Raw genomic sequence first — 20,930 nt, 5'->3', positions numbered from 1 at the left:
AGGCCGCGGCGGCGCCCTACGCGTGCGGGCCGTGGCTGTTCAGCCACAACGGCGCGGTGCCCGGCTGGCCGCGCTCGCTGACCTCCCTCGCGGCCACGCTGCCGCCGGTCGACCTGCTGTCCCTGGAGGCCCGCTGCGACGCGGCGTTCCTGTGGGCACTGGTGCTGCACCGGCTGCACACCGGCGACGACGAGGCGCAGGCCCTGGCCGACACCGTCGTCGAGGTCGCCGAGGCGGCGCCCGGCGCACGCCTCAACCTCCTTCTCACCAACGGCGAGACGATCGCCGCGACCGCCTGGGGCGACACCCTGTGGTACCGCACCGAGCCCGGCCGCCGCACCGTCGTCGCCTCCGAGCCGTACGACGACGACCCGCACTGGGTCGAGGTGCCCGACCGCACGCTCCTCGCGGCGAGCCGCACCGACGTCCTGCTGACCCCGCTCAAGGAGCCGTCCGCGTGAGCCCTTCCCCCGCTTTCCAGCTGACCCGCACCCTCCCCGAGGACGCCACGGGCGCCGCCCTGCGTGCCGACGTGCGGCACGGCCTCACCCGCTCGCCCAAGACGCTGCCGCCCAAGTGGTTCTACGACGCGCGGGGCAGTGAACTCTTCGACGAGATCACCACGCTGCCCGAGTACTACCCGACGCGCGCCGAGCGGGAGATCCTCGTGGCCCGCGCCGGGGAGATCGCGGCGGCGACGGGCGCCAGGACCCTGGTCGAACTGGGCTCGGGCTCCTCCGACAAGACCCGTCATCTCCTGGACGCCTTCGGCGAGTTGACGACGTACGTCCCCGTGGACGTGAGCGAGAGCGCACTGCGGGGCGCCGCGCGCACGCTCCTCGACGCGCATCCGGCGCTCGACATCCACGCGCTGGTCGCCGACTTCACGGGCGCGCTCGCGCTGCCCGCGACGCCGGGCCCGCGCCTGGTGGCGTTCCTCGGCGGGACGATCGGCAATCTGCTGCCCGAGGAGCGGACGGCGTTCCTGACGTCGGTCCGGGGGCTGCTGTCGCCCGGCGACTTCTTCCTCCTCGGCACCGATCTGGTCAAGGACGAGGAGACGCTGGTCGCCGCGTACGACGACGCGGCGGGCGTCACCGCGGCGTTCGACAAGAACGTGCTGGCCGTGGTGAACCGTGAGCTCGGCGCCGACTTCGATCCCGCGGCGTTCGAGCACGTGGCCCGCTGGGACGCCGAGCGGGAGTGGATCGAGATGCGGCTGCGCGCCACCACCGCGCAGAGCGTGAAGATCCCGGCGCTGGATCTCGCTGTCGACTTCGCGGCGGGCGAGGAACTGCGCACGGAGATCTCGGCGAAGTTCCGTCAGGACGGGGTCCGGAGCGAACTGCGCGCGGCAGGACTGGAGTTGGCGAAGTGGTGGACGGACGGGGCGGACAGGTTCGCCCTGTCGCTGAGCTCCGTGCCGTCCCCGTAGGCACCGCCCCGATCCGCCGAGGTCACTCGCCGCTCTCGTCGAGGCGGCGGGTGATCTCGCGGGAGGCCTTCTTCGCCTCGGTGGCCGGGTCCGCGCCGGACAGCACCCGCGACATGTAGGCCTTGATGGGGTTGTCGGCGGCCTCCACCGTGGCCCACAGCGGGGACGCGGGGGTCGCCTTGCCGTGGGCGGCGCCGACGGCCATGGCGGCGACGCCGGGCTCGTCGGCCACCGCGTCGGCCAGCGTGGACTTGTTGGGCACGTAGTTCATGGTCCTGGCAAGCTCGGTGTTCCACTTCTTGCCGGCGAGGGCCTTCACGACGGCGACCGCGCCCGCCCGGTCGTCGGTGTTGCCCGCGACGACGAGGTCGGAGCCGCCGGTGAAGACGCTGCCCGCCCGGGCGGCCGTCTTGCCGGGTATCGGGAAGAAGCCCAGCTTCCCCTTCAGCGACGGGTTCTTGCGGACGATCTGCTGGGCCGCACCCGGCACCGAGATGATCTGCGCGATGTCACCCTTCGCGAACCGGTCGGCCTGGGCGGGGTGTTCCTCGTCGGCGTTCTTCGGCCCGTCGCCCAGGGCCTGCAGGCGCTCGTAGAACTCCATGCCGCGCAGCGCGGCCGGGGTGTCCAGGGCGCCGGTCCAGGTGCCCGCGGACGCGTGGGCCAGCTCGCCGCCCTCGTCCCAGACGAAGCCGGACAGCGTGTACCAGTCCTGTCCTGCGAGGTAGATGCCCTGCGTGCCACCGGTGTCGAGGCGGCGCGTCATGTCGAGCCACTCGTCGCGCGTGCGCGGCGGACTCTTGATGTCGGCCTGCGCGAAGAGGTCCTTGTTGTAGATGACGACGCGGTTCGCGGCGTACCAAGGGATGCCGAACTGGCGGGACTTGTCGACGCCGGGCTCGGCGAGGCCGGGCAGCCAGTCGTCCATGCCGAGGTCGCGCGCGGACTCCAGGGACAGGTCGACCAGGCCGCCCTCGTCGAGGTACTGCGGGACCTGGGTGTTGCCCACCTCGATCACGTCGGGCGCCGCACTGTCGCCCTTGTCGCTCTTGAGCGCGGTGGTGACCTTCTCGCCGATGCCGGTCCAGTCCTGGATGCGGATGTCCAGGCGTACGTCGGCGTGCTCGGTCTCGAAGTCCTTGGTGAACCTCTTCAGGAAGGCGTCCGAGGCGCTGTTGCGCATCAGCCACACGGTGACGGTGCGCCGCTGCTGTTCGCCGCCCGGCAGGGCTCCGCACGCGCTGATCAGCGTGCCGGTCACGACGACGAGGGACGAGAGGGACAGCACGGCACGGCGGGATCTCACGAGGGTCACTTTCTGCCTGCGGACAGGGAGGATCGGCCCGACGTGGGGGGAGGAGCGTGCTGCTCCACGGGTGTGGCTGGATTTTGGTATGTACCAATCGGGTGGTCAAGGGATACCGGAAAGTAAGTCGAACATGCGCCCGCTTCGCCCCCTCGCGGTCCGGGGCACCGTGGGGCACGGTGGAACCATGTCGAACCACACCTATCGCGTCACCGAGATCGTCGGCACCTCCCACGAGGGCGTCGACCAGGCGATCCGCAACGGGATCGCGCGCGCCTCGCAGACCCTGCGCCAGCTCGACTGGTTCGAGGTGACCCAGGTCCGGGGCCAGATCGTCGACGGACAGCCCGCGCACTACCAGGTGGGCCTGAAGGTCGGCTTCCGCCTGGAGGACGAGGACGAGGGCTGACCCGGCTCGCCGAACACGCGCGCGCGGGTGCCGAGGGCGTCAGGTCCGCCCTTCGCGCTCCTGGGCGTCCTTCAGCGCCGTCGACGCGTGTGCCCAGCGGGCCCGCACGACGGTGAATCCGGCGCGCTCCGCCTCGTCGCAGACCAGCTCGTCGTCGTCGACGAGCATGCGCACGGTACGGCCGCGGGCGAGGCGGCGCAGCGTGTCCACCTTGGTGCGCCGGGCGGGCCTGCGGTCGTCGTTGCGGCGCATGTGCAGGTGCCCGTCGGGCAGTCCCTGCGCCATCAGCCACGCCTCGGTGTCGGCGCGACAGCGCTCGGGTCGCCCGGTCAGGTAGACGACCTCGCACTCCTCGGCGCTCACGCGCGCCAGGGCGACGCCCTCGGCGAGCGGCGGGTCGTGCGGCGCGGCCGCGAAGAAGGCGTCCCAGTCCCGCGGCGCGTCCTCCAGGAACCGCTGGCGGTGCGCGGTGTCGGCAAGCGTCCCGTCGAGGTCGAAAACGGCCAGCGGCCGTACGTCCCGGGTCATGACCGCACTGTATGCGGCGCGCAGGGTGCTCGCGTCGGCGGCGGGAATCCTGACGGCGCCACGACGTTGACACGTACGTGACCACCGTGATCGAAACGACCCGCTTCTCCGTCCTGGACCGCTCCCGCACCCGCGAGGGCCACACGGGGGCCGACGCGCTGCGCGACACCGTCTCGCTCGCCCAGGACCTGGAGCGGCTCGGCTTCCACCGGCTCTGGGTCTCCGAGCACCACGGCGTGCCCGGCGTCGCGGGCTCGGCGCCGACCGTCCTCGCGGCGGCCGTCGCGGCGGCGACCCGCACGATCCGGGTCGGCACCGGCGGCGTCATGCTGCCCAATCACCAACCCCTGGTCGTGGCCGAGCAGTTCGGGGTGCTGGAGTCCCTCTTCCCCGGGCGCATCGACATGGGGCTCGGCCGGTCCGTCGGCTTCACGGACGGGGTGCGCAGGGCACTGGGGCGCGACAAGGACGCCGCGGACACCGCCGACTTCGCCGGGCAGCTGGACGAGCTGCTGGCGTTCTTCGCGGGCACGTCATCCACCCAGGTGCACGCCCGCCCCAGCGAGGGCCTGCGGATACCCCCGTTCGTGCTGGCCATGGGCGAGGGCGCGTCGATCGCCGCCCGCGCGGGCCTGCCCATGGTGATCGGCGACTTCCGGCGCCGGGAGAAGATGCTGCGCGGCATCGACCGCTACCGCGCCGAGTTCCGGCCCTCGGCCTGGGGCGAGGAGCCGTACGTCGTGATCTCCGGAACGGTCGCCGTGGCCGGCAGCGAGCCGGAGGCCCGTCGGCTGCTGGTCCCCGAGGCCTGGTCGATGGCGCATGCGCGCACCCACGGCACCTTCCCGCCCCTGCCGCCCGCCGAGCGCGTCGCGGCCCTGGAGATGAGCGGGAAGGAGCGCGAGCTGTACGAGGCGGGGCTGCGCGGCCACATCGTGGGCACGGACCAGCAGGTCGCGGACGAACTGGAGACCGTGATCAAGGAGAGCGGGGCGCAGGAAGTGCTGGTCACGACCAGTACGTACGACCGCGAGGGCCTGCTGGAGTCGTACCGGAGACTGGCCCGGGTCGCGCGTCTGGCCCCGGCCTAGAATCGTAGGGTTTGCCCCGCTCCCGCCCCGGCCGGGGGCGTGACCGCCGTCCGACCTGGAGCCGCACCGATGCCCGATCCGTCCTCCCCCGCTCCCCGCCCCACCGGCCCCGACGGGCTCGTCCGGGTCCGCGGCGCCCGTGAGCACAACCTCCAGGGCGTGGACGTGGACGTTCCGCGGGACGTCCTCGCGGTGTTCACGGGGGTCTCGGGGTCGGGCAAGTCGTCGCTCGCGTTCGGGACGATCTACGCGGAGGCGCAGCGCCGCTACTTCGAGTCGGTCGCGCCCTACGCCCGCCGCCTCATCCACCAGGTCGGCGCCCCGAAGGTCGGCGAGATCAGTGGACTGCCGCCGGCGGTGTCGCTGCAGCAGAGCCGCTCCGCGCCGACGTCCCGCTCCTCCGTCGGCACGGTCACGACGCTGTCGAACTCGCTGCGGATGCTGTTCTCGCGCGCGGGCACCTATCCGCCGGGCGCCGAACGGCTCGACTCGGACGCGTTCTCGCCGAACACGACGGCCGGGGCGTGCCCGCAGTGCCACGGCCTGGGCCGGGTGCACCGCACCACCGAGGAGCTGCTCGTCCCCGATCCGTCCCTGTCGATCCGCGAGGGGGCGATCGCCGCCTGGCCGGGGGCCTGGCAGGGCAAGAACCTGCGGGACGTCCTCGACGCGCTCGGCTTCGAAGTGGACCGGCCCTGGCGGGAGTTGGCGCAGGAGGACCGCGACTGGATCCTGTTCACGGACGAGCAGCCGGTGGTCACGGTGCACCCGGTGCGGGACGCGGACCGCATCCAACGGCCCTACCAGGGCACGTACATGAGCGCGAACCGCTACGTCCTCAAGACGTTCGCGGACTCCAAGAGCCAGACCCTGCGGGCGAAGGCGGAGAAGTTCCTGCGGAGCGCGCCCTGCCCGGTGTGCGGCGGCGCGCGGCTGCGGACCGAGGCCCTCGCGGTGACGTTCGCGGGGCGCACCATCGCCGAGCTGGCGCGGCTTCCCCTGGCGGAGCTGGCCGCGGTCCTCGCGGCCGGCGAGGACACCTCGGAGACGGCGCGTGTCCTCACCGAGGACCTGCGGGCCCGCATCGCGACGGTGACCGAGCTCGGCCTCGGCTATCTCGGCATGGACCGCCCCACCCCGACGCTATCCGCGGGCGAGCTCCAACGCCTGCGCCTGGCCACGCAGTTGAGGTCTGGTCTCTTCGGTGTCGTGTACGTCCTCGACGAGCCCTCCGCGGGACTGCACCCGGCCGACACCGAGTCCCTGCTCACGGTCCTCGACCGTCTCAAGGCGGCGGGGAACTCGGTGTTCGTGGTCGAGCACCATCTGGCGGTGATGCGGCACGCGGACTGGCTCGTCGATGTCGGGCCGCTGGCCGGGGAGCACGGCGGGCAGGTGCTGCACAGCGGTCCGGTGGCGGGGCTGCGCGGGGTCGAGGGGTCGGCGACGGCCCGCTTCCTCTTCGACGACGCGCCGCCCAGCGAACGGGAAGTGCGCGAACCCCAGGGCTGGTTGAAGGTCGGCCCGGTGACCCGGCACAACCTGCGGGACGTGACGGTGGAGATCCCGCTGGGCGCGTTCACGGCCGTCACGGGCGTGTCCGGGTCCGGCAAGTCCACGCTGATCGGCGAGATCACGCAGGACCTGGAGGGCGTCGGACGGCTCGTGGTCGTCGACCAGAAGCCGATCGGCCGCACCCCGCGCTCCAACCTGGCGACGTACACCGGGCTGTTCGACGTCGTGCGGAAGGCCTTCGCGGGGACGGACGAGGCAAAGGCCCGCGGGTACGGCGTCGGCCGGTTCTCGTTCAACGTCGCGGGCGGGCGCTGCGAGACCTGTCAGGGCGAGGGTTTCGTCAGCGTCGAGCTCCTCTTCCTGCCGAGCACGTACGCGCCATGCCCGGACTGCGCGGGCGCCCGCTACAACCCCGAGACGCTCCAGGTCACCTACCGGGGGCGGAACATCGCCGAGGTCCTGCATCTGACGGTGGAGGGCGCCGCCGCGTTCTTCACGGCCTCGGACGACGACGCGGCGCGGCCCGTGCTGCGCAGCCTGCACACCCTGCTCGACGTGGGCCTCGGCTACCTGCGCCTCGGCCAGCCCGCCACCGAGCTGTCCGGCGGCGAGGCCCAACGCATCAAACTGGCCACCGAGTTGCAGCGGGTGCGCCGCGGCCACACCCTGTACCTCCTCGACGAGCCGACGACCGGGCTGCATCCGGCGGACGTGGAGGTGCTGCTGCGCCAGCTGCACGGGCTCGTCGACGCGGGCCACTCCGTGGTGGTCGTCGAGCACGACATGACGGTGGTCGCCGGCGCCGACCGGGTCGTCGACATGGGCCCGGGCGGCGGGGACGAGGGCGGGCACGTGCTCGCTTCGGGCCCGCCCCGGGACGTCGCGGCCGCCGCGGGCAGCCGCACGGCCCCGTACCTAGCCCGTGCGCTCGGCCTGTGACCGCAGCTTCCCCTTGGCCAGCTTGCCGGTCGGCGTGCGGGGCAGCGCGTCCACGAACCCGACCTCCCGGGGCACCTTGTAGTGCGCCATGCGGTCGCGTACGTACGCGATCAGCTCCTGGCCCAACTCCGGTCCGGGTACGGCTCCTTCGGCCGCCTGCACGACGGCGCGGACCGACTCCCCCATCTCCTCGTCGGGGACGCCGATGACGGCGACGTCGGCCACGCGGGGATGCAGCACCAGGCAGTCCTCCACCTCCTGCGGGTAGATGTTGACCCCGCCCGAGATGATCATGAAGGCCTTGCGGTCGGTGAGGAAGAGGTAGCCGTCCTCGTCGACGTGGCCGATGTCGCCCGTGGTCGTCCAGTGCGGGTGCTCGGGGTGCTGGGCCTCGCGGGTGCGGACGTCGTCGCGGTGGTAGTGGAACGGCACTTCTTCGCGTGCGAAGTAGACGGTGCCGGTCTCCCCCGGCGCCAGCACCTTGCCCTCCTCGTCACAGACCCGCAGCTCCCCGAGGAACCCGCCGCGGCCGACGGAGCCCGGCTTGCGCAGCCATTCCTCGGGCCCGATGAAGGTGATCCCGTTCGCCTCGGTCGCCGCGTAGTACTCGTGCAGGACGGGCCCCCACCAGCTCATCATCCGCCGCTTCACCTCGACGGGGCAGGGCGCGGCCGCGTGGATGGCGACCTTCATCGACGAGGTGTCGTACCGCTCGCGCACCGCGTCCGGGAGCTTGAGCATGCGCACGAACATCGTCGGCACCCACTGGCTGTGCGTGACGCGGTGCCGCTCGATCGCCGCCAACGCCCCTTGTGCGTCGAAGGACTTCATCAGGACGACGGTGCCGCCGGTCGCGATGACCGTGCCGCAGAACCGCAGGGGCGCCGCGTGGTAGAGCGGCGCCGGGCACAGGTACACGGTGTGCTCGTCGAAGCCGTACATGGGCTGGAAGAGGAGCTGGTACGCGGACGGGTCGGTGCGGATGTCGCCGTCGGGCAGGGCGGGTTCGATGCCCTTGGGCCGTCCGGTCGTGCCGGAGGAGTAGAGCATGTCGGCGCCGCGCGGCTGCACCGCGGGCGGCTCGGCCGAGGCGGCGGCGAGCGCCGCGTCGTACGTCCCGTCGTCGAATCCGAGCCGGTGCGTGATCTCGGGCACCAACCGCGCGACCTGCTCACCGAGTGCACCGAGTGCGGCGTCGGCGACGATCAGCGCGCCCGCCCCGCAGTCCCGCACCACGTAGGCGGCTTCCTCGGCGGTCAGGTGGTGGTTGACGGCGGTGAGGTAGAGGCCCGAGCGCAGGGCGGCCCAGTAGACCTCCATGACGCGGGGGTCGTTGTCGGACAAGAGTGCCAGATGGTCGCCCCTGCGCAGTCCCGCCGTGCGCAGGTGGTCGGCGAGGCGCAGCGAGTTCTCCTCCAACTCGCCATAGGTGAGGGTGGTGTTGCCGTCGGCCGTGACGACGGCCGGCCTGGCTCGCTCGTACGCTCCCGGATACATGGCACGACGCTACCGCGCTCACTTGACGATGCGTCAGGGGCCGTCGGCGCCGTCAGTACAGAGTCAGTCCGGACCGGCCGGGAGCCGGGGCCACAGGTCCGGCCGATCCCGCAGGTGTGCCCAGCGCTCGTCACCCACCAGAACAGCGGCACGCGCCTCTTCCCACGTCATCCGCTGCCGCCCCGCTATCTCGCGCACGACGACGGCCGACGCCAGGAATCCCCAGCGCCCCGACTCCGACATCCGGCGCCCGACAGCCCGCACGGGCGTGTCGGGTGCGGTGGCCCGGACGTGGTCGACGAGCGGGGCGAGCCACTGCGCCCACCGGTCGTACGCCTCCCCGTCCGTCTCGCGCTCGGCCCGCTCGGCGAGCGGTTCCAGCGCGGCCCACAGCCGGGCCACGTATTCCTCGACCGTGCCGGCGACCTGCGGGTACTCGCCCTGGAAGTGGTCCCAGCCGACGTCTGCGCACTCCGTCATCTCCTCCAGCCACCAGCGCCCGCCCGGCCGCAGCAGTTCGTCACCGGCGAGCGCGAACGCCCGGTGCAGTACGTCGTAGGAGGGAGTGGCGAGCTCGGCGAGCAGCACGGCGTCGTAGAGGTCCTTGCCCTGGGGGTGCATGTCACCGATCAGCCACATGACCTTCCAGGCCAGGGAGAGTTCGGGGGTGACGGCCCGGACGTGCGCGCCGGGTCCGGCGCCGAGCGGGTGCAGGGCGGTGGGGACGGCCGGGGCGGCGAGGAGTTCGTGGAACACCACGTCGATCTGAACGGTGCCGCCGGCCGTGCCCGGTGCGGTCCAGGGCAGCAGCAGACGCCTGCCCGGCACCCGGTCGTACGTCCAGATGTCCTCGGTCACCGCGTGGGCGGCGTCGATCCTGACGTGCGCGTGCGGCCACGCATCGGCGGTCGTCTGCGCGGCGGCGGCCAGGTGCGGGAACAGCTCCCGCGCCTCGGGGCCTTCGCACTCCCACGCGTCGGGCGCCACGTAGTCGAGGTCGCCCGGCTCCCGTGCCGCGTCTGCGCACCAGGTCGCCATCAGCACGCTGCCGCGCAGCACGAGGCGCTCGCCCAGGGCGCTGTGCGCGATGGCCGACAACACCAGGTCGAGGGCGGTGCGGCGGGCCAGGAACCAGGTGCGCGCCTCCTCGGCGTCGGCGAAGCGGGGGTCGCCCGCGCGGAAGGCGTAGGGGAACTGGAGCAGCGCCGGGTCGAACACGGGCGGCTGGGTGAGCCCTTCCGGCGCGGGCAGCAGGGTGCGGGGCAGCCGCAGACCCCACCGCACTTCCTCGGCGGGCGTGGTGTGCGGGAGGCTTTCGCCCCGGCGCAGGGCGCGCTCCCAGCTGCGGTCCTCGGGTGGCCGTGCGGAACCTGTCATGACGGGTCCGTCCTCGAAGGGTCGGTGGGCTCCGGGCCGGCGGCTATCCAGCCGGCGTCCAGCCCGAGATGAGTGTCCTGCAGGACGTACTCGCGCTCGATCTCCAGGACGGTCGCCCCGGGGACCGCGGCAAGTGCGGTCAGCAGCGCGTCGAGGCGCCGCTCGGCGGTCGTGCGTCCCGCGCCGTGGCAGCGCTGGGTCACGAACCGCTCGTGGAGTCCGTCGGGCCGGGTCCGGCGTGCGTTCCACGACAGGTGGGCGGCGTGTCCGACGGCCCGGTCGGCCAGGGCCCGGCGGTCGGCCCCGGGATCCAGGAGCATTTTCACGTGGTGCTCGAAGTGCAGGTGCGGCGCCAGGCGCCGGGCCTCTTCGTCGGTCCCCGGCACACCGGTCGCCCACGGGGACGTCTCCGTCTTGGTCCGCACGGCGTCGAAGCCGCCGCGGGCGAGGTCCTCGACCATGCGCGCCACCGGCCCGGCGATCCAGGTGTCGGCGCGGGCCCGCCCGCGCAGGGTCACCATGGGCTGCGAACGGTGCCGGCCCCGGGCGAGCGCGATGTGGGTGAAGCCGTGACCGCGCGCGGCGGCCCAGCGCGCGAGCCGGTCCGGCGGGTCGTCACCCGCGTCGTGCGCCACGGTGACGTGGGTCTCCAGCGCACCGTCGAAACGGGCCGCGACGTCGTGGGACCGCGCCCTCCCCTGACGATCGGTGATCATGCGCGCAGCGTACAAGGGGGGCCTGCGGCACGATGACGGGACCGGGGGTTGAGCACCACTCCCGGTCCCGCCCACCCCGCGCTGTTCGCGGGACGCATCGTGTGTCCGTCAGGATCTTCCTAGCCGCGGCCGACCTTGCGGTTCGCGCGCAGCCACTCCTTGTTCATGCCGGTGATGGAGAACAGCGGGATGCCCTTGGGGCAGGCCGTCGCGCACTCGCCGGTGAGCGTGCAGCCGCCGAAGCCCTCCTCGTCCATCTGCGCCACCATGTCCAGGACGCGGGTCTCGCGCTCGGGGGCGCCCTGCGGCAGCACGTTCAGGTGGTTGACCTTGGCCGAGGTGAACAGCATGGCCGCGCCGTTCGGGCAGGCGGCCACGCACGCGCCACAGCCGATGCACTCGGCGTGCTCGAAGGCGAAGTCCGCGTCGGGTTTGGGGACCGCGGTGGCGTGCGCCTCCGGGGCCGTGCCGGTCGGCGCCGTGATGTAGCCGCCGGCCTGGATGATCCGGTCGAAGGCGCTGCGGTCCACCACGAGGTCCTTGACGACCGGGAAGGCCGAGGCGCGCCACGGCTCGATGTCGATCGTGTCGCCGTCTTGGAAGGAGCGCATGTGGAGCTGGCACGTGGTGGTGCGCTCCGGGCCGTGCGCGTCGCCGTTGATGACGAGCGAGCACGCGCCGCAGATGCCCTCGCGGCAGTCGTGGTCGAAGGCGACGGGGTCCTCGCCGCCGACGATGAGTTCCTCGTTGAGGGTGTCGAGCATCTCCAGGAACGACATGTCCTGGGAGATCCCGTCCACCTCGTACGTGGACATGGCGCCTTCGGCGTCGGCGTTCTTCTGGCGCCAGACGCGCAGGGTGAGCTTCATGCGTAGCTCCGCTGAGTGGGGTGGACGTACTCGAAGACCAGGTCTTCCTTGTGCAGGGTGGGCGCCTCGCCGGTGCCGGTGAACTCCCAGGCGGCCGCGTAGGAGAACTCCTCGTCGCGGCGGGCCGCCTCGCCGTCGGGCGTCTGCGACTCCTCGCGGAAGTGGCCGCCGCAGGACTCGGCGCGGTGCAGCGCGTCGAGGCACATCAGCTCGGCGAGCTCGATGTAGTCGACGATGCGGTTCGCCTTCTCCAGCGACTGGTTGAACTCCTCGCCGGTGCCGGGCACCTTGATGCGGCGCCAGAACTCCTCACGGATCTGCGGGATGCGGTCGAGCGCCTTGCGCAGGCCCTCTTCCGTGCGCGCCATGCCGCAGAACTCCCACATCAGTTCGCCGAGTTCACGGTGGAAGGAGTCGGGCGTGCGGTCGCCGTCCACGGCGAGCAGCAGGTTGAGCCGGTCCTCCGTCTCGGCGACGACCTCCTGGACGGCCGGGTGGTCGGCGCTCACCTCGTCGTGGTGCGGGTTCTTCGCCAGGTAGTCGTTGATGGTGGCCGGCAGGACGAAGTAGCCGTCGGCGAGGCCCTGCATCAGGGCGGAGGCACCCAGCCGGTTGGCGCCGTGGTCGGAGAAGTTGGCCTCGCCGATCGCGAACAGCCCGGGGACCGTGGTCGACAGGTCGTAGTCGACCCACAGGCCGCCCATCGTGTAGTGCACGGCCGGGTAGATCCGCATGGGCACCTGGTACGGATCCTCGTCGGTGATCCGCTGGTACATGTCGAAGAGGTTGCCGTACTTGGCCTCCACCGCGTCGCGGCCCATGCGCGTGATGGCGTCGGCGAAGTCCAGGTAGACGCCCTGCCCGCCGGGCCCGACGCCCCTGCCCTCGTCGCACACGTTCTTCGCGGCGCGGGAGGCGATGTCGCGGGGCACGAGGTTGCCGAACGAGGGGTAGATGCGCTCCAGGTAGTAGTCGCGCTCGTCCTCGGGGATCTCGTGCGCGGCACGGGTGTCGCCCTTGGCGTTCGGGACCCAGATGCGTCCGTCGTTGCGCAGCGACTCGCTCATCAGCGTCAGCTTCGACTGGTGGTCGCCGGTGCGCGGGATGCACGTGGGGTGGATCTGCGTGAAGCAGGGGTTGGCGAAGAGCGCGCCGCGGCGGTGGGCCCGCCAGATCGCGGTCGCGTTGCTGTTCATGGCGTTCGTCGACAGGTAGAAGACGTTGCCGTAGCCGCCGGAGGCGAGCACGACGGCGTCCGCGAAGTACGTGTCGATCTTCCCGGTGATCAGGTCGCGGGCGACGATCCCGCGCGCCTTGCCGTCGACGACGACGAGGTCGAGCATCTCGGTGCGCGGATGCAGCTCGATGTTGCCCGCGCCGACCTGCCGGCTGAGCGCCTGGTAGGCACCGAGCAGCAGTTGCTGTCCCGTCTGGCCGCGGGCGTAGAACGTGCGCGACACCTGGACGCCGCCGAACGACCGGTTGTCGAGGAGTCCGCCGTACTCGCGGGCGAACGGCACGCCCTGGGCGACGCACTGGTCGATGATCTCGACGGAGATCTGCGCGAGCCGGTGGACGTTGGACTCGCGGGCGCGGAAGTCGCCGCCCTTGACGGTGTCGTAGAAGAGGCGGTGCACGGAGTCGCCGTCGTTGCGGTAGTTCTTGGCCGCGTTGATGCCGCCCTGCGCGGCCACCGAGTGGGCGCGGCGCGGCGAGTCCTGGAAGCAGAACTGGACGACGTGGTAGCCCTGTTCGGCGAGCGTCGCGCCGGCCGAGCCGCCCGCGAGCCCGGTGCCGACCACGATCACGGTGTGCTTGCGGCGGTTGGCGGGATTGACCAGTTTCGCCTCGAACCGGCGCGTGTCCCAGCGCTCGTGGACGGGCCCGGCCGGGGCCTTGGTGTCGACGACCGGCTCGCCGGTCGCGTACTGCGCATACGTGGTCATGCTGATTCAGCTCACCAATCCGGTCATGACGCCCACGGGCACGGCGATGAACCCGAGCGTGAGCAGTACGGCGAGGACGTTGCCGACGGTCTTCAGGACGCGGTCGCGGGTGCGGCTGCCGACACCGAGGGTCTGTGCGGCGCTCCAGAACCCGTGCTGGATGTGCAGGCCGAGGGCGAGCATCGCGACGATGTAGATGACGTTGCTGTACCAGGTCGAGAACGTGTCGACGATGTTCTGGTACGGGTGCAGGTGCTGGTAGCCGCCCGGGTGCACGGTGCCGGTCGTCAGGTCGAGGACGTGCCAGACGATGAACAGGCCGAGGATGATCCCGCCCCAGCGCATGGTGCGCGTGGCGTAGCTGGAACCCGGCTTCTTGTGCACGTACTTGCTGGGGCGTGCCTTGAGGTCGCGGCGGCTGAGCTGGTACGCGGAGGTCGCGTGCGCCACCACGGCGACGACGAGCACGACGCGCACGAGCCACAGGCCCCACTCGTAGTGCAGGACCGGCTCGCCCATGGTCCGCAGCCAGTGGGCGTAGTGGTTGATCTCCGGCGGACCGAAGAAGATCTTGAGGTTCCCGATCATGTGGGCGACCAGGTACAGCAGCATCACGATGCCGCTGACGGCCATCACGGTCTTCTTGCCGAGCGAGCTGTCCCACATCGTGCGTGCCATGGACGGTCGTCGGTCCGTCCGCGTTGCCAGAGCCATGTCATCGACGGTAGGGCCGAAGGACCCGATCGGTCCAAGACATGGTCCAGCTCATTTCCATAGGCGTTCCCTATGGAAGCCCGTATTGTGGCCGCATGCAGTTCCAGCAGCTCCAGTACTTCGTCGCCGTCGCGGAGACCCGGCACTTCACCCGCGCCGCCGAGCAGGTGCACGTCGCACAGCCCTCGCTGTCCCAGCAGATCCGGGCGCTGGAGCGGGAGCTCGGGGTGGAGCTCTTCCAGCGGGCCCGCGGCAACATCACGCTCACCGACGCGGGCGAGGCGCTGTTGCCGCTGGCCCGGCGCATCCTCGCCGACGCGGACACGGCACGCCACGAGGTGCAGGAGCTGGCGCAGCTCAAGCGCGGCCGGGTGCGCCTCGGCGCGACGCCCTCGCTGTGCACGGGGCTCCTCCCCGACGTGCTGCGCGCCTTCCACGACCGCTACCCCGGCATCCAGCTGCTCATCGAGGAGGGCGGCTCCCACGACCTCGTACGCGAACTCGCGCGCGGCGCCCTGGACCTGGCCCTGGTCGTGCTGCCGCTACCGGCCCCGGCCCCCGCGCTGACCACCGTGGAGCTGCTGCGCGAGGAGCTGGTGGTGGTGTCGTCACCGGACGCCCCGCGACCGGGCCGCGGCGCCAGGTCCGTCCGCATCGGCGATCTGGAGGGCGAGCGGCTCGTCATGTTCCGGCACGGCTACGACCTGCGGGAGCTGACCGTCGCCGCATGCCGGGCGGAGGGGTTCGACCCGGACTTCGCGGTGGAGGGCGGGGAGATGGACGCGGTCCTCGGCTTCGTACGGGCGGGGCTCGGCCTCGCGGTGGTGCCGCGCATGGTCGCGACGCGGGCCGGCGCCGACCTCCGCGTCACTCCCCTGGCCCGCCCCGGCCTCCAACGCACCATCGCCCTGGCCCACCGCTCGGACGTGGCGCCCCCTCGCGCCGCGCGCGAGCTCCAGCGGATGCTGGTGGGGCGGGACGGGTGACAGTTCGGGGGTGCGGGGCGGTGTGCCGGGTGCGGGTGCGTCGTGGTTGCTCGCGCAGTTCCCCGCGCCCCTGAACTGCACACTTCGTGTGCGAGTTCAGCCAGAAAGACCCTGTAAGGAGGCGCGGCGCAGTCGCAGGCCTCCAGGGGCGCGGGGAACTGCGCGACCAGCCCCCACCGGCGTGCACCCGGCACACCACACATCACCCGGCCCCTACGGCGTCCGGTCCGTCAGACAGTACAAACCCCCGGCGGGATCCCGCATCACCGACCAACTGCGCCCGTCCCGCACGAACCGCGCCCCGAGCGACTCGTGCCACGCCCGCACCGCGGATCGCTCCCCGCAGGCCAGGTCCACGTGCGCCGACGCCGGCGCGTCCTCGTCGAGGCGCTGGAAGAGCAGCCGTACCGGGGAGGCTTCCAGCCTGCGGAACTCGGCGCCGGAACAAGGGAGTTCGGGCCACCCGGTGAGCTCCGCCCAGAACGCGACCTCCGCGTCGTGCGCCCCCGGCGCGGTGTCCAGGCACACCTGGTCGAGCCGGTTCAGCGGCTCCGTCGCGGCCGGCACCGCGGCCTCCCCCTGCCACGCGACGAAGCAGAACGGGTGTCCGGCCGGGGAGCGCAGGACCTCCAGGCCCGGCTCGGCGAAGACGCCGGTCGCCCCCAGGGCGCGGGCCCGCCGCGCCTGACCCGGCACGTCCTCCACCGCCAGATCGACGTGCGCGCCGCCCGCCCCCTCGGCGACCCCCTGCACCTTCAGGCACGGGTCCGCACCTGACGGAAGCAGCGTGACGAACTCGCCCTTGCCGCCCCTGAGTTCGGAAAGCTCGCATGCGGTCGCCCGCGCCCAGAAGTCGCACGCCGCACCGAACGCTTCGTAGGGCCGGTCGATGAAGGCGTACGCCCAGCGCACGGGGGACACGCTCATCCCGTCGCGTCCGCGAGAGCCAGCTCGTGCAGCCGGTCCGGCGGGCCGGGGCGGGCGTAGTACCAGCCCTGAGCCGTGTCGCAGCCGAGCTCGCGCAGCTGCTCGGCCTGCGCGCCCGTCTCGACGCCCTCGACCGTGACCGACAGGTTCAGGCTGTGGGCCAGCGAGACGATGCCCTCGACGATCTTCAGGTCGACCGGATCCGCCGGGAACTGCTGCATGCCCTGGGTGAAGGACCGGTCCAGCTTCAGGACGTTCACCGGCAGCCGACGCAGGTTCGCCAGGTTCGAGTAGCCCGTACCGAAGTCGTCGAGCGCTATGTCGACGCCCATCTCGGACAGCCGCCGCAGCGGTTTGAGCAGGTCGTCGTCGGCACCGATCAGCGCCGACTCCGTGACCTCCAGGCACAGCGCCCCCGGCGGGAGGCCGACGCGCTCCAGGATGTCGACCGTGTCGGAGACCAGGCCCGGATGGGCGAGCTGCATCGGGGACAGGTTCACGTTGATGCGCAGCGGCCCGGCGTCCTCGTAGCGGTCCTGCCAGACCTTCGCCTGGCGAACCGATTCCTCCAGGACCCATCTGCCCAGCGGCACGATGAGCCCGGTGTGTTCGGCGAGGGGGATGAAGCGGTCGGGGCCGAGGACACCGTGCTGCGGGTGCAGCCAGCGCACCAGGGCCTCGGCGCCGCGCACGCTGCCGTCGCCGAGGTGGACGAGCGGCTGGTACTCGATGAAGAACTCGCCGCGGTCCAGGGCGGCCGGCAGCGCCGTCGTCAGGCCGTGCCGGGTGATGGCGCGGGCGTCGGCCTCTGGGTCGGCCAGCTCGTAGCGGTTGCCGCCCGCGGACTTGGCGCGGTACATCGTGATGTCGGCGCTGCGCAGCACCTCGGCGGGGCTGCGGTCGCCGACCGGGCCCTCGACGATGCCGACCGAGCCGCGCACCGTGAGCTCGCGTCCGTCGATGCGGATCGGGGTGGCAAGGGCGTGCATGATGCGGCCCGCGAGGTCGTCGACCTCGGCCTCGGTGTCCCTGCCGGTGGTCAGCGCCACGAACTCGTCGCCGCCCAGGCGCGCGACCATCTCGCCGCGGGCGGTGGCGCAGGCCTGGAGCCGGTCGGCGACCTCGACGAGCAGCCGGTCGCCCACCGCGTGGCCGAGGCTGTCGTTGACGGTCTTGAAGCCGTCGAGGTCGAGGTAGCACAGCCCGAACCGCATGCCCTCGCCCGCGCCGAGCACCTTCTCCAGACGCTCGAAGAAGAGCGTGCGGTTGGGGAGCCCGGTGAGGGCGTCGTGGGTGGCCTCGTAGCGCAGCCGGAGGTTGAGCAGACGGCGCTCGGTGGTGTCCTCCATGAGCGCCAGCTGGTACTGCGGCACGCCGTCCTTGTCGCGCAGCAGCGACACCGTCAGGTTGGTCCACAGCGCGGTGCCGTCGGGCCGGTAGAACGCCTTCTCCACGCGGTAGTGCTCGCGGTCGCCGCGCACCAGCTCCTTGTAGAGGTGCCACACCTGCGGGGCGTCGTCGGGGTGCGTCCAGTCGGCGACGTTGCGTCCGCGCAGCAGGCCCTCGCCCCCGCCGAACATCCGCACCAGCGCGTCGTTGACCTCCAGGACGGTGCCGTCCAGGGAGGCGATGCCGATGCCGATCGCGGCGCCGTGGAACACCGCACGGAACCGGGCCTCGCTCGCGTGCAGCGCCTCGGCGACGGCGCTGCGCGCGTCCAGGGCCGCCTTCGAGATGGCCTCCTGCTCGACGAGGGTGCGCTCGCGCAGCGCGGCCGCGAAGCCGGCGGCGACGGTGTGCTGGATGCGGGCGCAGCGGGCCCGCAGATCGTCCTCGCGCTCCGGGGTGTCCGCCTCCTCACCGCAGTACAGGACGAGATACGCGTCGACGACGCCGAGGGAGCGGCTGAGCGCCTCGGGATCGGTGCAGTGGGCGTCGACCAGGGCGGCGCCGACGGCCTGCCCGAGCGCGGCGTCCAGGGTCCGCGTGGCCAGCGCTTCGCGCAGCCTGCGGGCGAGCGGCACGAGTTCCTCCTCGAACTCGGGCCGGGTCAGGGACGTCGCCGTCACCGGGTAGATCGCCCGGCTCCAGATCGTGGCGAACCTGCGCAGTCTGTCCTCCGGTCCGCCCGGCTCATCGCTCACGCCTTGCGCCCCACTCCCACATAGCCCGCGAAGGTGAACGGGTCCTCGTCCTCGGTCGGGTCCTGCGGCCGCCACACCGGCATCGGCACGATGCCCGGCTCGACCACCTCGAACCCCTGGAAGAACCGCGTGATCTGCTCGCGGCTCCGCATGATCAGCGGATTGCGGACTTCGTTCCGGTAGACGTCGACCGCGCCGCCGGCCTGGCCGGTCGGGACGGGCACGCCCTCGAACGAGGCGTGCGTCACGACCAGGAGGCTGCCGGGCGCGAGCGCCTCGCTGAGTTCGGCGACGGCCCCGTAGGGGTCGTCGACGTCCTCGATGAAGTGGAGCACGGCGACGAGGAGCAGCGCCACCGGCCGTTCCAGGTCCAGGAGTTCACCGATCTCGGGGCTGCGCAGGATGTCCTGCGGCTTGCGCAGGTCGGCCGCGACGACGGTGGTGTCCGGGTTGCCGTCGAGGACGGCCCGGCTGTGCGCGACGGCGACCGGGTCGTGGTCGACGTAGGCCACCCGGGCGCCGGGACTGGCCTGCTGCGCCACCTCGTGGACGTTGCCGAACGTCGGGATGCCGGAGCCGATGTCGAGGAACTGGGTCAGCCCCTCGTCGACCGCGTACCGCACGGCCCGCCGCATGAACGCCCGGTTCGCCTGCATGATCTTGGGCAGGCCCGGCAGGAACTCCATGGCCTTGCGCGCGGCCTCCCGGTCGACCTCGAAGTTGTGCGAACCGCCCAGGTAATAGTCGTAGATCCGGGACACACTGGGCACCGAGATGTCGATGCCCTGCGGGGCCCAGGCAGGACGCTCCATCACTCTCTCCAAGGCGTAGGCGAGCCGGTGTTCGAGCAGAGGCTACTGATCAGCTGCCAAAGGAGCGAGCCAAAACGGAAATTGACCGTCCGTTCTCGGTCACTGCCTCCGGCACGTGCCAGTGAGGCACGATCCGAAACCGTCCCGAAACCATGTCTTTCCCCACCGAAAAGAACCGGTCCGTTCCCGATGCGGGCCGGTGCTCGGCCACGCCGGGAACGGACCGGCCATTCTCCCAATCCTGCGACGACTCTACTGTGCGGCGCTCGCCGGACGCATCGGCCCCTCCGCGGTTGTTACTTGGGTGCGCCCACCGGCTTCCCGTCGGGCGCGGCCGCATACCAAGTCCCGCCCACGCCCTGCCCGTTGGTGTCGCCCGGCTCCTTGTCGCCGGAGAACGTGTAGACCGGCCAGCAGTTGAGCGTCTGCTGCTTGGTGCCGTCGGGCCTGGTGAAGGTCATGTACCCCTTGAGCGGAATGTTGCGGGTGTCGTTCTTGGCGACCGGCGCGAGGGCGGGCCACTTCTCGGCGCACGCACCGACACAGTTCGACTTGATGGGCCAGGCCGAGTCCTTCAGGAACCGGTAGACCGTCATGCCGTTCTTGTCGACGACGACCTCACCGAGCTTCGGGTCCTTGCGCGTGGACAGTCCCTTGAGGTCGGCGGGGCGCGCGGCGGCCGGGGCGGCCTTCTTCCCGTCGGGGGCCGCGGCGAACCAGGTGCCGCCCACGCCCTGCCCCTTGGCGTCACCGGGGGCGGTGTCCATGGCGTAGCGGTACATAGGCCAGCCGTCGATGGTCAGTTGCTTGGTGCCGTCGGCCGTCGTCACCTCACCGACCAGGGAGGCGTCGATGCCGGGGGGCGCCTTCGCGCCACTCGCGGGGACGGCCGGCCAGGCCTTCAGGCAGGCGGCGTCGCAGTTCGACCTGGGCGGCTGCGCGGTGTCCTTGTCGAAGCGGTAGAGCGTGAACCCGGCGTTGTCCGTCACGACCTTGCCGAGCTTCTTGCTGTCCCATACGGCGAGCTGTCCGGCGGGCTCGGCCTTGGCGGCGTTCCCCGTGTCGCTCCCGGACGAGCCGTATCCGTCATCGGCTCCGTAACCGCCTTGCGCCGGGGCGGCGTTGCCCACGTTCTGGCCGTTCGAGGACGCACCGCCGTTTTCCTGGCCGCACGCCGTCGTCAGCGCCAGCAAGGCCGCACCTGTCGCTACGAGCGAGGCGCTCCGCCAGGAGGTCTTCATCGTCAACTCCCGCTGAATACTGGGGTGTTGCGCGATCCCGGTCGGGTCCGCACATGGCCCTAGGTACGGGCGCGGGTGGCGGATGCGTTCAATGCGGCCGAAGAATTTTTCACCTGGCAGAGGTACGGGGCGGGTCGCAAACCCCGAGTGCTTCCGTTCCCCACCTTCGGGGCATTCCGGTGCGACCACGGCGTGCCGCACCGGCGCACTGCTCATGATCTCGGTCGTGCCCCGAACCACACGGGCCAGGTCCGTCCTGGTCACACGAGTCCTGGCCGTGCTCACGACCGCCTGGCTCTGCGGCGCGCCCTTCGCCGCGGCGGCGCCCTTCGCGCCGGCCGACAACTGCGCGTACGCCTCGATCGACGGCCGCACGGGCGGCGGCGGCGCCGTGGCCGTGTCCGGGGACGGCGTCATCTGCAGCGCGGGACCGCGCACGCCCCCGCCGAAGAAACCCGCTCCCAAACCGCCCCCGCCC

17 protein-coding genes and 2 pseudogenes are annotated in these 20,930 nt (G+C 71.9%); 7 read left to right on the top strand and 12 right to left on the bottom strand.

Going from position 1 to position 20,930, the window contains the following annotated elements:
* Both G3I40_RS01690 and egtD read left to right on the top strand, forming a co-directional pair.
* A pseudogene (locus tag G3I40_RS01690) lies at positions 1 to 461 on the top strand (class II glutamine amidotransferase); the annotation flags it as partial.
* Positions 458 to 1,435: an L-histidine N(alpha)-methyltransferase gene (gene egtD, locus G3I40_RS01685; protein WP_164300349.1), complete on the top strand. Its 978-nt coding sequence runs from the start codon at positions 458 to 460 to the stop codon at positions 1,433 to 1,435. The pseudogene G3I40_RS01690 and the gene egtD, both read left to right, overlap by 4 nt.
* A 22-nt stretch (positions 1,436 to 1,457) precedes the next feature.
* Here the strand turns inward: egtD and G3I40_RS01680 are convergent, their stop codons facing one another.
* On the bottom strand, positions 1,458 to 2,750 hold the full coding sequence (locus G3I40_RS01680) for an extracellular solute-binding protein (protein WP_164300348.1): 1,293 nt from the start codon (positions 2,748 to 2,750) through the stop codon (positions 1,458 to 1,460).
* A 178-nt stretch (positions 2,751 to 2,928) separates the two neighbouring features.
* Between G3I40_RS01680 and G3I40_RS01675 the strand changes: the two genes are divergently transcribed.
* On the top strand, positions 2,929 to 3,150 hold the full coding sequence (locus tag G3I40_RS01675; protein WP_164300347.1) for a dodecin: 222 nt from the start codon (positions 2,929 to 2,931) through the stop codon (positions 3,148 to 3,150).
* Between the two features lie 39 nt (positions 3,151 to 3,189).
* On the opposite strand, the gene G3I40_RS01670 is transcribed toward G3I40_RS01675, so the two are convergent.
* Positions 3,190 to 3,678 carry a hypothetical protein gene (locus G3I40_RS01670; protein WP_164300346.1) on the bottom strand — a complete coding sequence of 163 codons (489 nt, stop codon included), beginning with the start codon at positions 3,676 to 3,678 and terminating at the stop codon, positions 3,190 to 3,192.
* A gap of 77 nt (positions 3,679 to 3,755) precedes the next feature.
* On the opposite strand from G3I40_RS01670, the gene G3I40_RS01665 reads away from it, so the two are divergent.
* Together G3I40_RS01665 and G3I40_RS01660 are read left to right on the top strand one after the other, a co-directional pair.
* Positions 3,756 to 4,769: an LLM class flavin-dependent oxidoreductase gene (locus G3I40_RS01665; RefSeq protein ID WP_164300345.1), complete on the top strand. Its 1,014-nt coding sequence runs from the start codon at positions 3,756 to 3,758 to the stop codon at positions 4,767 to 4,769.
* A gap of 69 nt (positions 4,770 to 4,838) precedes the next feature.
* The gene (locus G3I40_RS01660; RefSeq protein ID WP_164300344.1) at positions 4,839 to 7,223 is read left to right on the top strand and encodes an excinuclease ABC subunit UvrA; all 2,385 of its coding nucleotides are present in this window, start codon (positions 4,839 to 4,841) and stop codon (positions 7,221 to 7,223) included.
* On the opposite strand, the gene G3I40_RS01655 is transcribed toward G3I40_RS01660, so the two are convergent.
* The 6 genes from G3I40_RS01655 to G3I40_RS01630 all read right to left on the bottom strand — a co-directional run bounded on the left by G3I40_RS01655 (position 7,200) and on the right by G3I40_RS01630 (position 14,306).
* Positions 7,200 to 8,720, bottom strand: a complete 1,521-nt coding sequence (locus tag G3I40_RS01655; protein ID WP_164300343.1) for an acyl-CoA synthetase — start codon at positions 8,718 to 8,720, stop codon at positions 7,200 to 7,202. The genes G3I40_RS01660 and G3I40_RS01655 overlap by 24 nt on opposite strands.
* A gap of 63 nt (positions 8,721 to 8,783) precedes the next feature.
* Positions 8,784 to 10,097 (bottom strand): nucleotidyl transferase AbiEii/AbiGii toxin family protein, encoded by a 1,314-nt coding sequence (locus tag G3I40_RS01650; protein ID WP_164300342.1) that lies wholly within the window; start codon positions 10,095 to 10,097, stop codon positions 8,784 to 8,786.
* Positions 10,094 to 10,813, bottom strand: coding sequence for a hypothetical protein (locus G3I40_RS01645; protein WP_239091459.1), 720 nt, complete (start codon positions 10,811 to 10,813; stop codon positions 10,094 to 10,096). Before G3I40_RS01645 ends, G3I40_RS01650 begins: the two co-directional genes overlap by 4 nt.
* Before the next feature lie 119 nt (positions 10,814 to 10,932).
* Entirely contained in the window at positions 10,933 to 11,682 is a 750-nt protein-coding gene (locus G3I40_RS01640; RefSeq protein ID WP_164300341.1) for a succinate dehydrogenase/fumarate reductase iron-sulfur subunit, read from the bottom strand.
* On the bottom strand, positions 11,679 to 13,628 hold the full coding sequence (locus G3I40_RS01635) for a fumarate reductase/succinate dehydrogenase flavoprotein subunit (RefSeq protein WP_164300340.1): 1,950 nt from the start codon (positions 13,626 to 13,628) through the stop codon (positions 11,679 to 11,681). Before G3I40_RS01635 ends, G3I40_RS01640 begins: the two co-directional genes overlap by 4 nt.
* A gap of 6 nt (positions 13,629 to 13,634) precedes the next feature.
* A complete protein-coding gene (locus G3I40_RS01630) occupies positions 13,635 to 14,306 on the bottom strand; it encodes a succinate dehydrogenase (RefSeq protein ID WP_164300350.1) in 672 nt (223 codons plus the stop codon).
* Between the two features lie 131 nt (positions 14,307 to 14,437).
* Between G3I40_RS01630 and G3I40_RS01625 the strand changes: the two genes are divergently transcribed.
* Positions 14,438 to 15,328, top strand: coding sequence for a LysR substrate-binding domain-containing protein (locus G3I40_RS01625; RefSeq protein ID WP_164300339.1), 891 nt, complete (start codon positions 14,438 to 14,440; stop codon positions 15,326 to 15,328).
* A gap of 213 nt (positions 15,329 to 15,541) precedes the next feature.
* On the opposite strand, the gene G3I40_RS01620 is transcribed toward G3I40_RS01625, so the two are convergent.
* From G3I40_RS01620 to G3I40_RS01605, 4 genes are all read right to left on the bottom strand, one after another.
* Positions 15,542 to 16,255, bottom strand: coding sequence for a VOC family protein (locus tag G3I40_RS01620; RefSeq protein ID WP_164300338.1), 714 nt, complete (start codon positions 16,253 to 16,255; stop codon positions 15,542 to 15,544).
* Positions 16,252 to 18,399, bottom strand: coding sequence for an EAL domain-containing protein (locus G3I40_RS01615; RefSeq protein ID WP_164300337.1), 2,148 nt, complete (start codon positions 18,397 to 18,399; stop codon positions 16,252 to 16,254). The genes G3I40_RS01620 and G3I40_RS01615 overlap by 4 nt, the downstream gene beginning before the upstream one ends.
* Positions 18,396 to 19,211 carry an SAM-dependent methyltransferase gene (locus G3I40_RS01610; protein ID WP_164300336.1) on the bottom strand — a complete coding sequence of 272 codons (816 nt, stop codon included), beginning with the start codon at positions 19,209 to 19,211 and terminating at the stop codon, positions 18,396 to 18,398. The genes G3I40_RS01615 and G3I40_RS01610 overlap by 4 nt, the downstream gene beginning before the upstream one ends.
* Before the next feature lie 296 nt (positions 19,212 to 19,507).
* Entirely contained in the window at positions 19,508 to 20,452 is a 945-nt protein-coding gene (locus G3I40_RS01605) for an SCO0930 family lipoprotein (protein ID WP_164300335.1), read from the bottom strand.
* A 226-nt stretch (positions 20,453 to 20,678) separates the two neighbouring features.
* Between G3I40_RS01605 and G3I40_RS01600 the strand changes: the two are divergent.
* Positions 20,679 to 20,930, top strand: a pseudogene (locus G3I40_RS01600) (hypothetical protein); the annotation flags it as partial.

It is taken from the genome of Streptomyces sp. SID14478, assembly GCF_010548525.1.
Lineage (GTDB): Bacteria > Actinomycetota > Actinomycetes > Streptomycetales > Streptomycetaceae > Streptomyces.
Note: the sequence above shows the minus strand (reverse complement) of the source record. Positions and strands in the feature narration are given on the sequence as shown.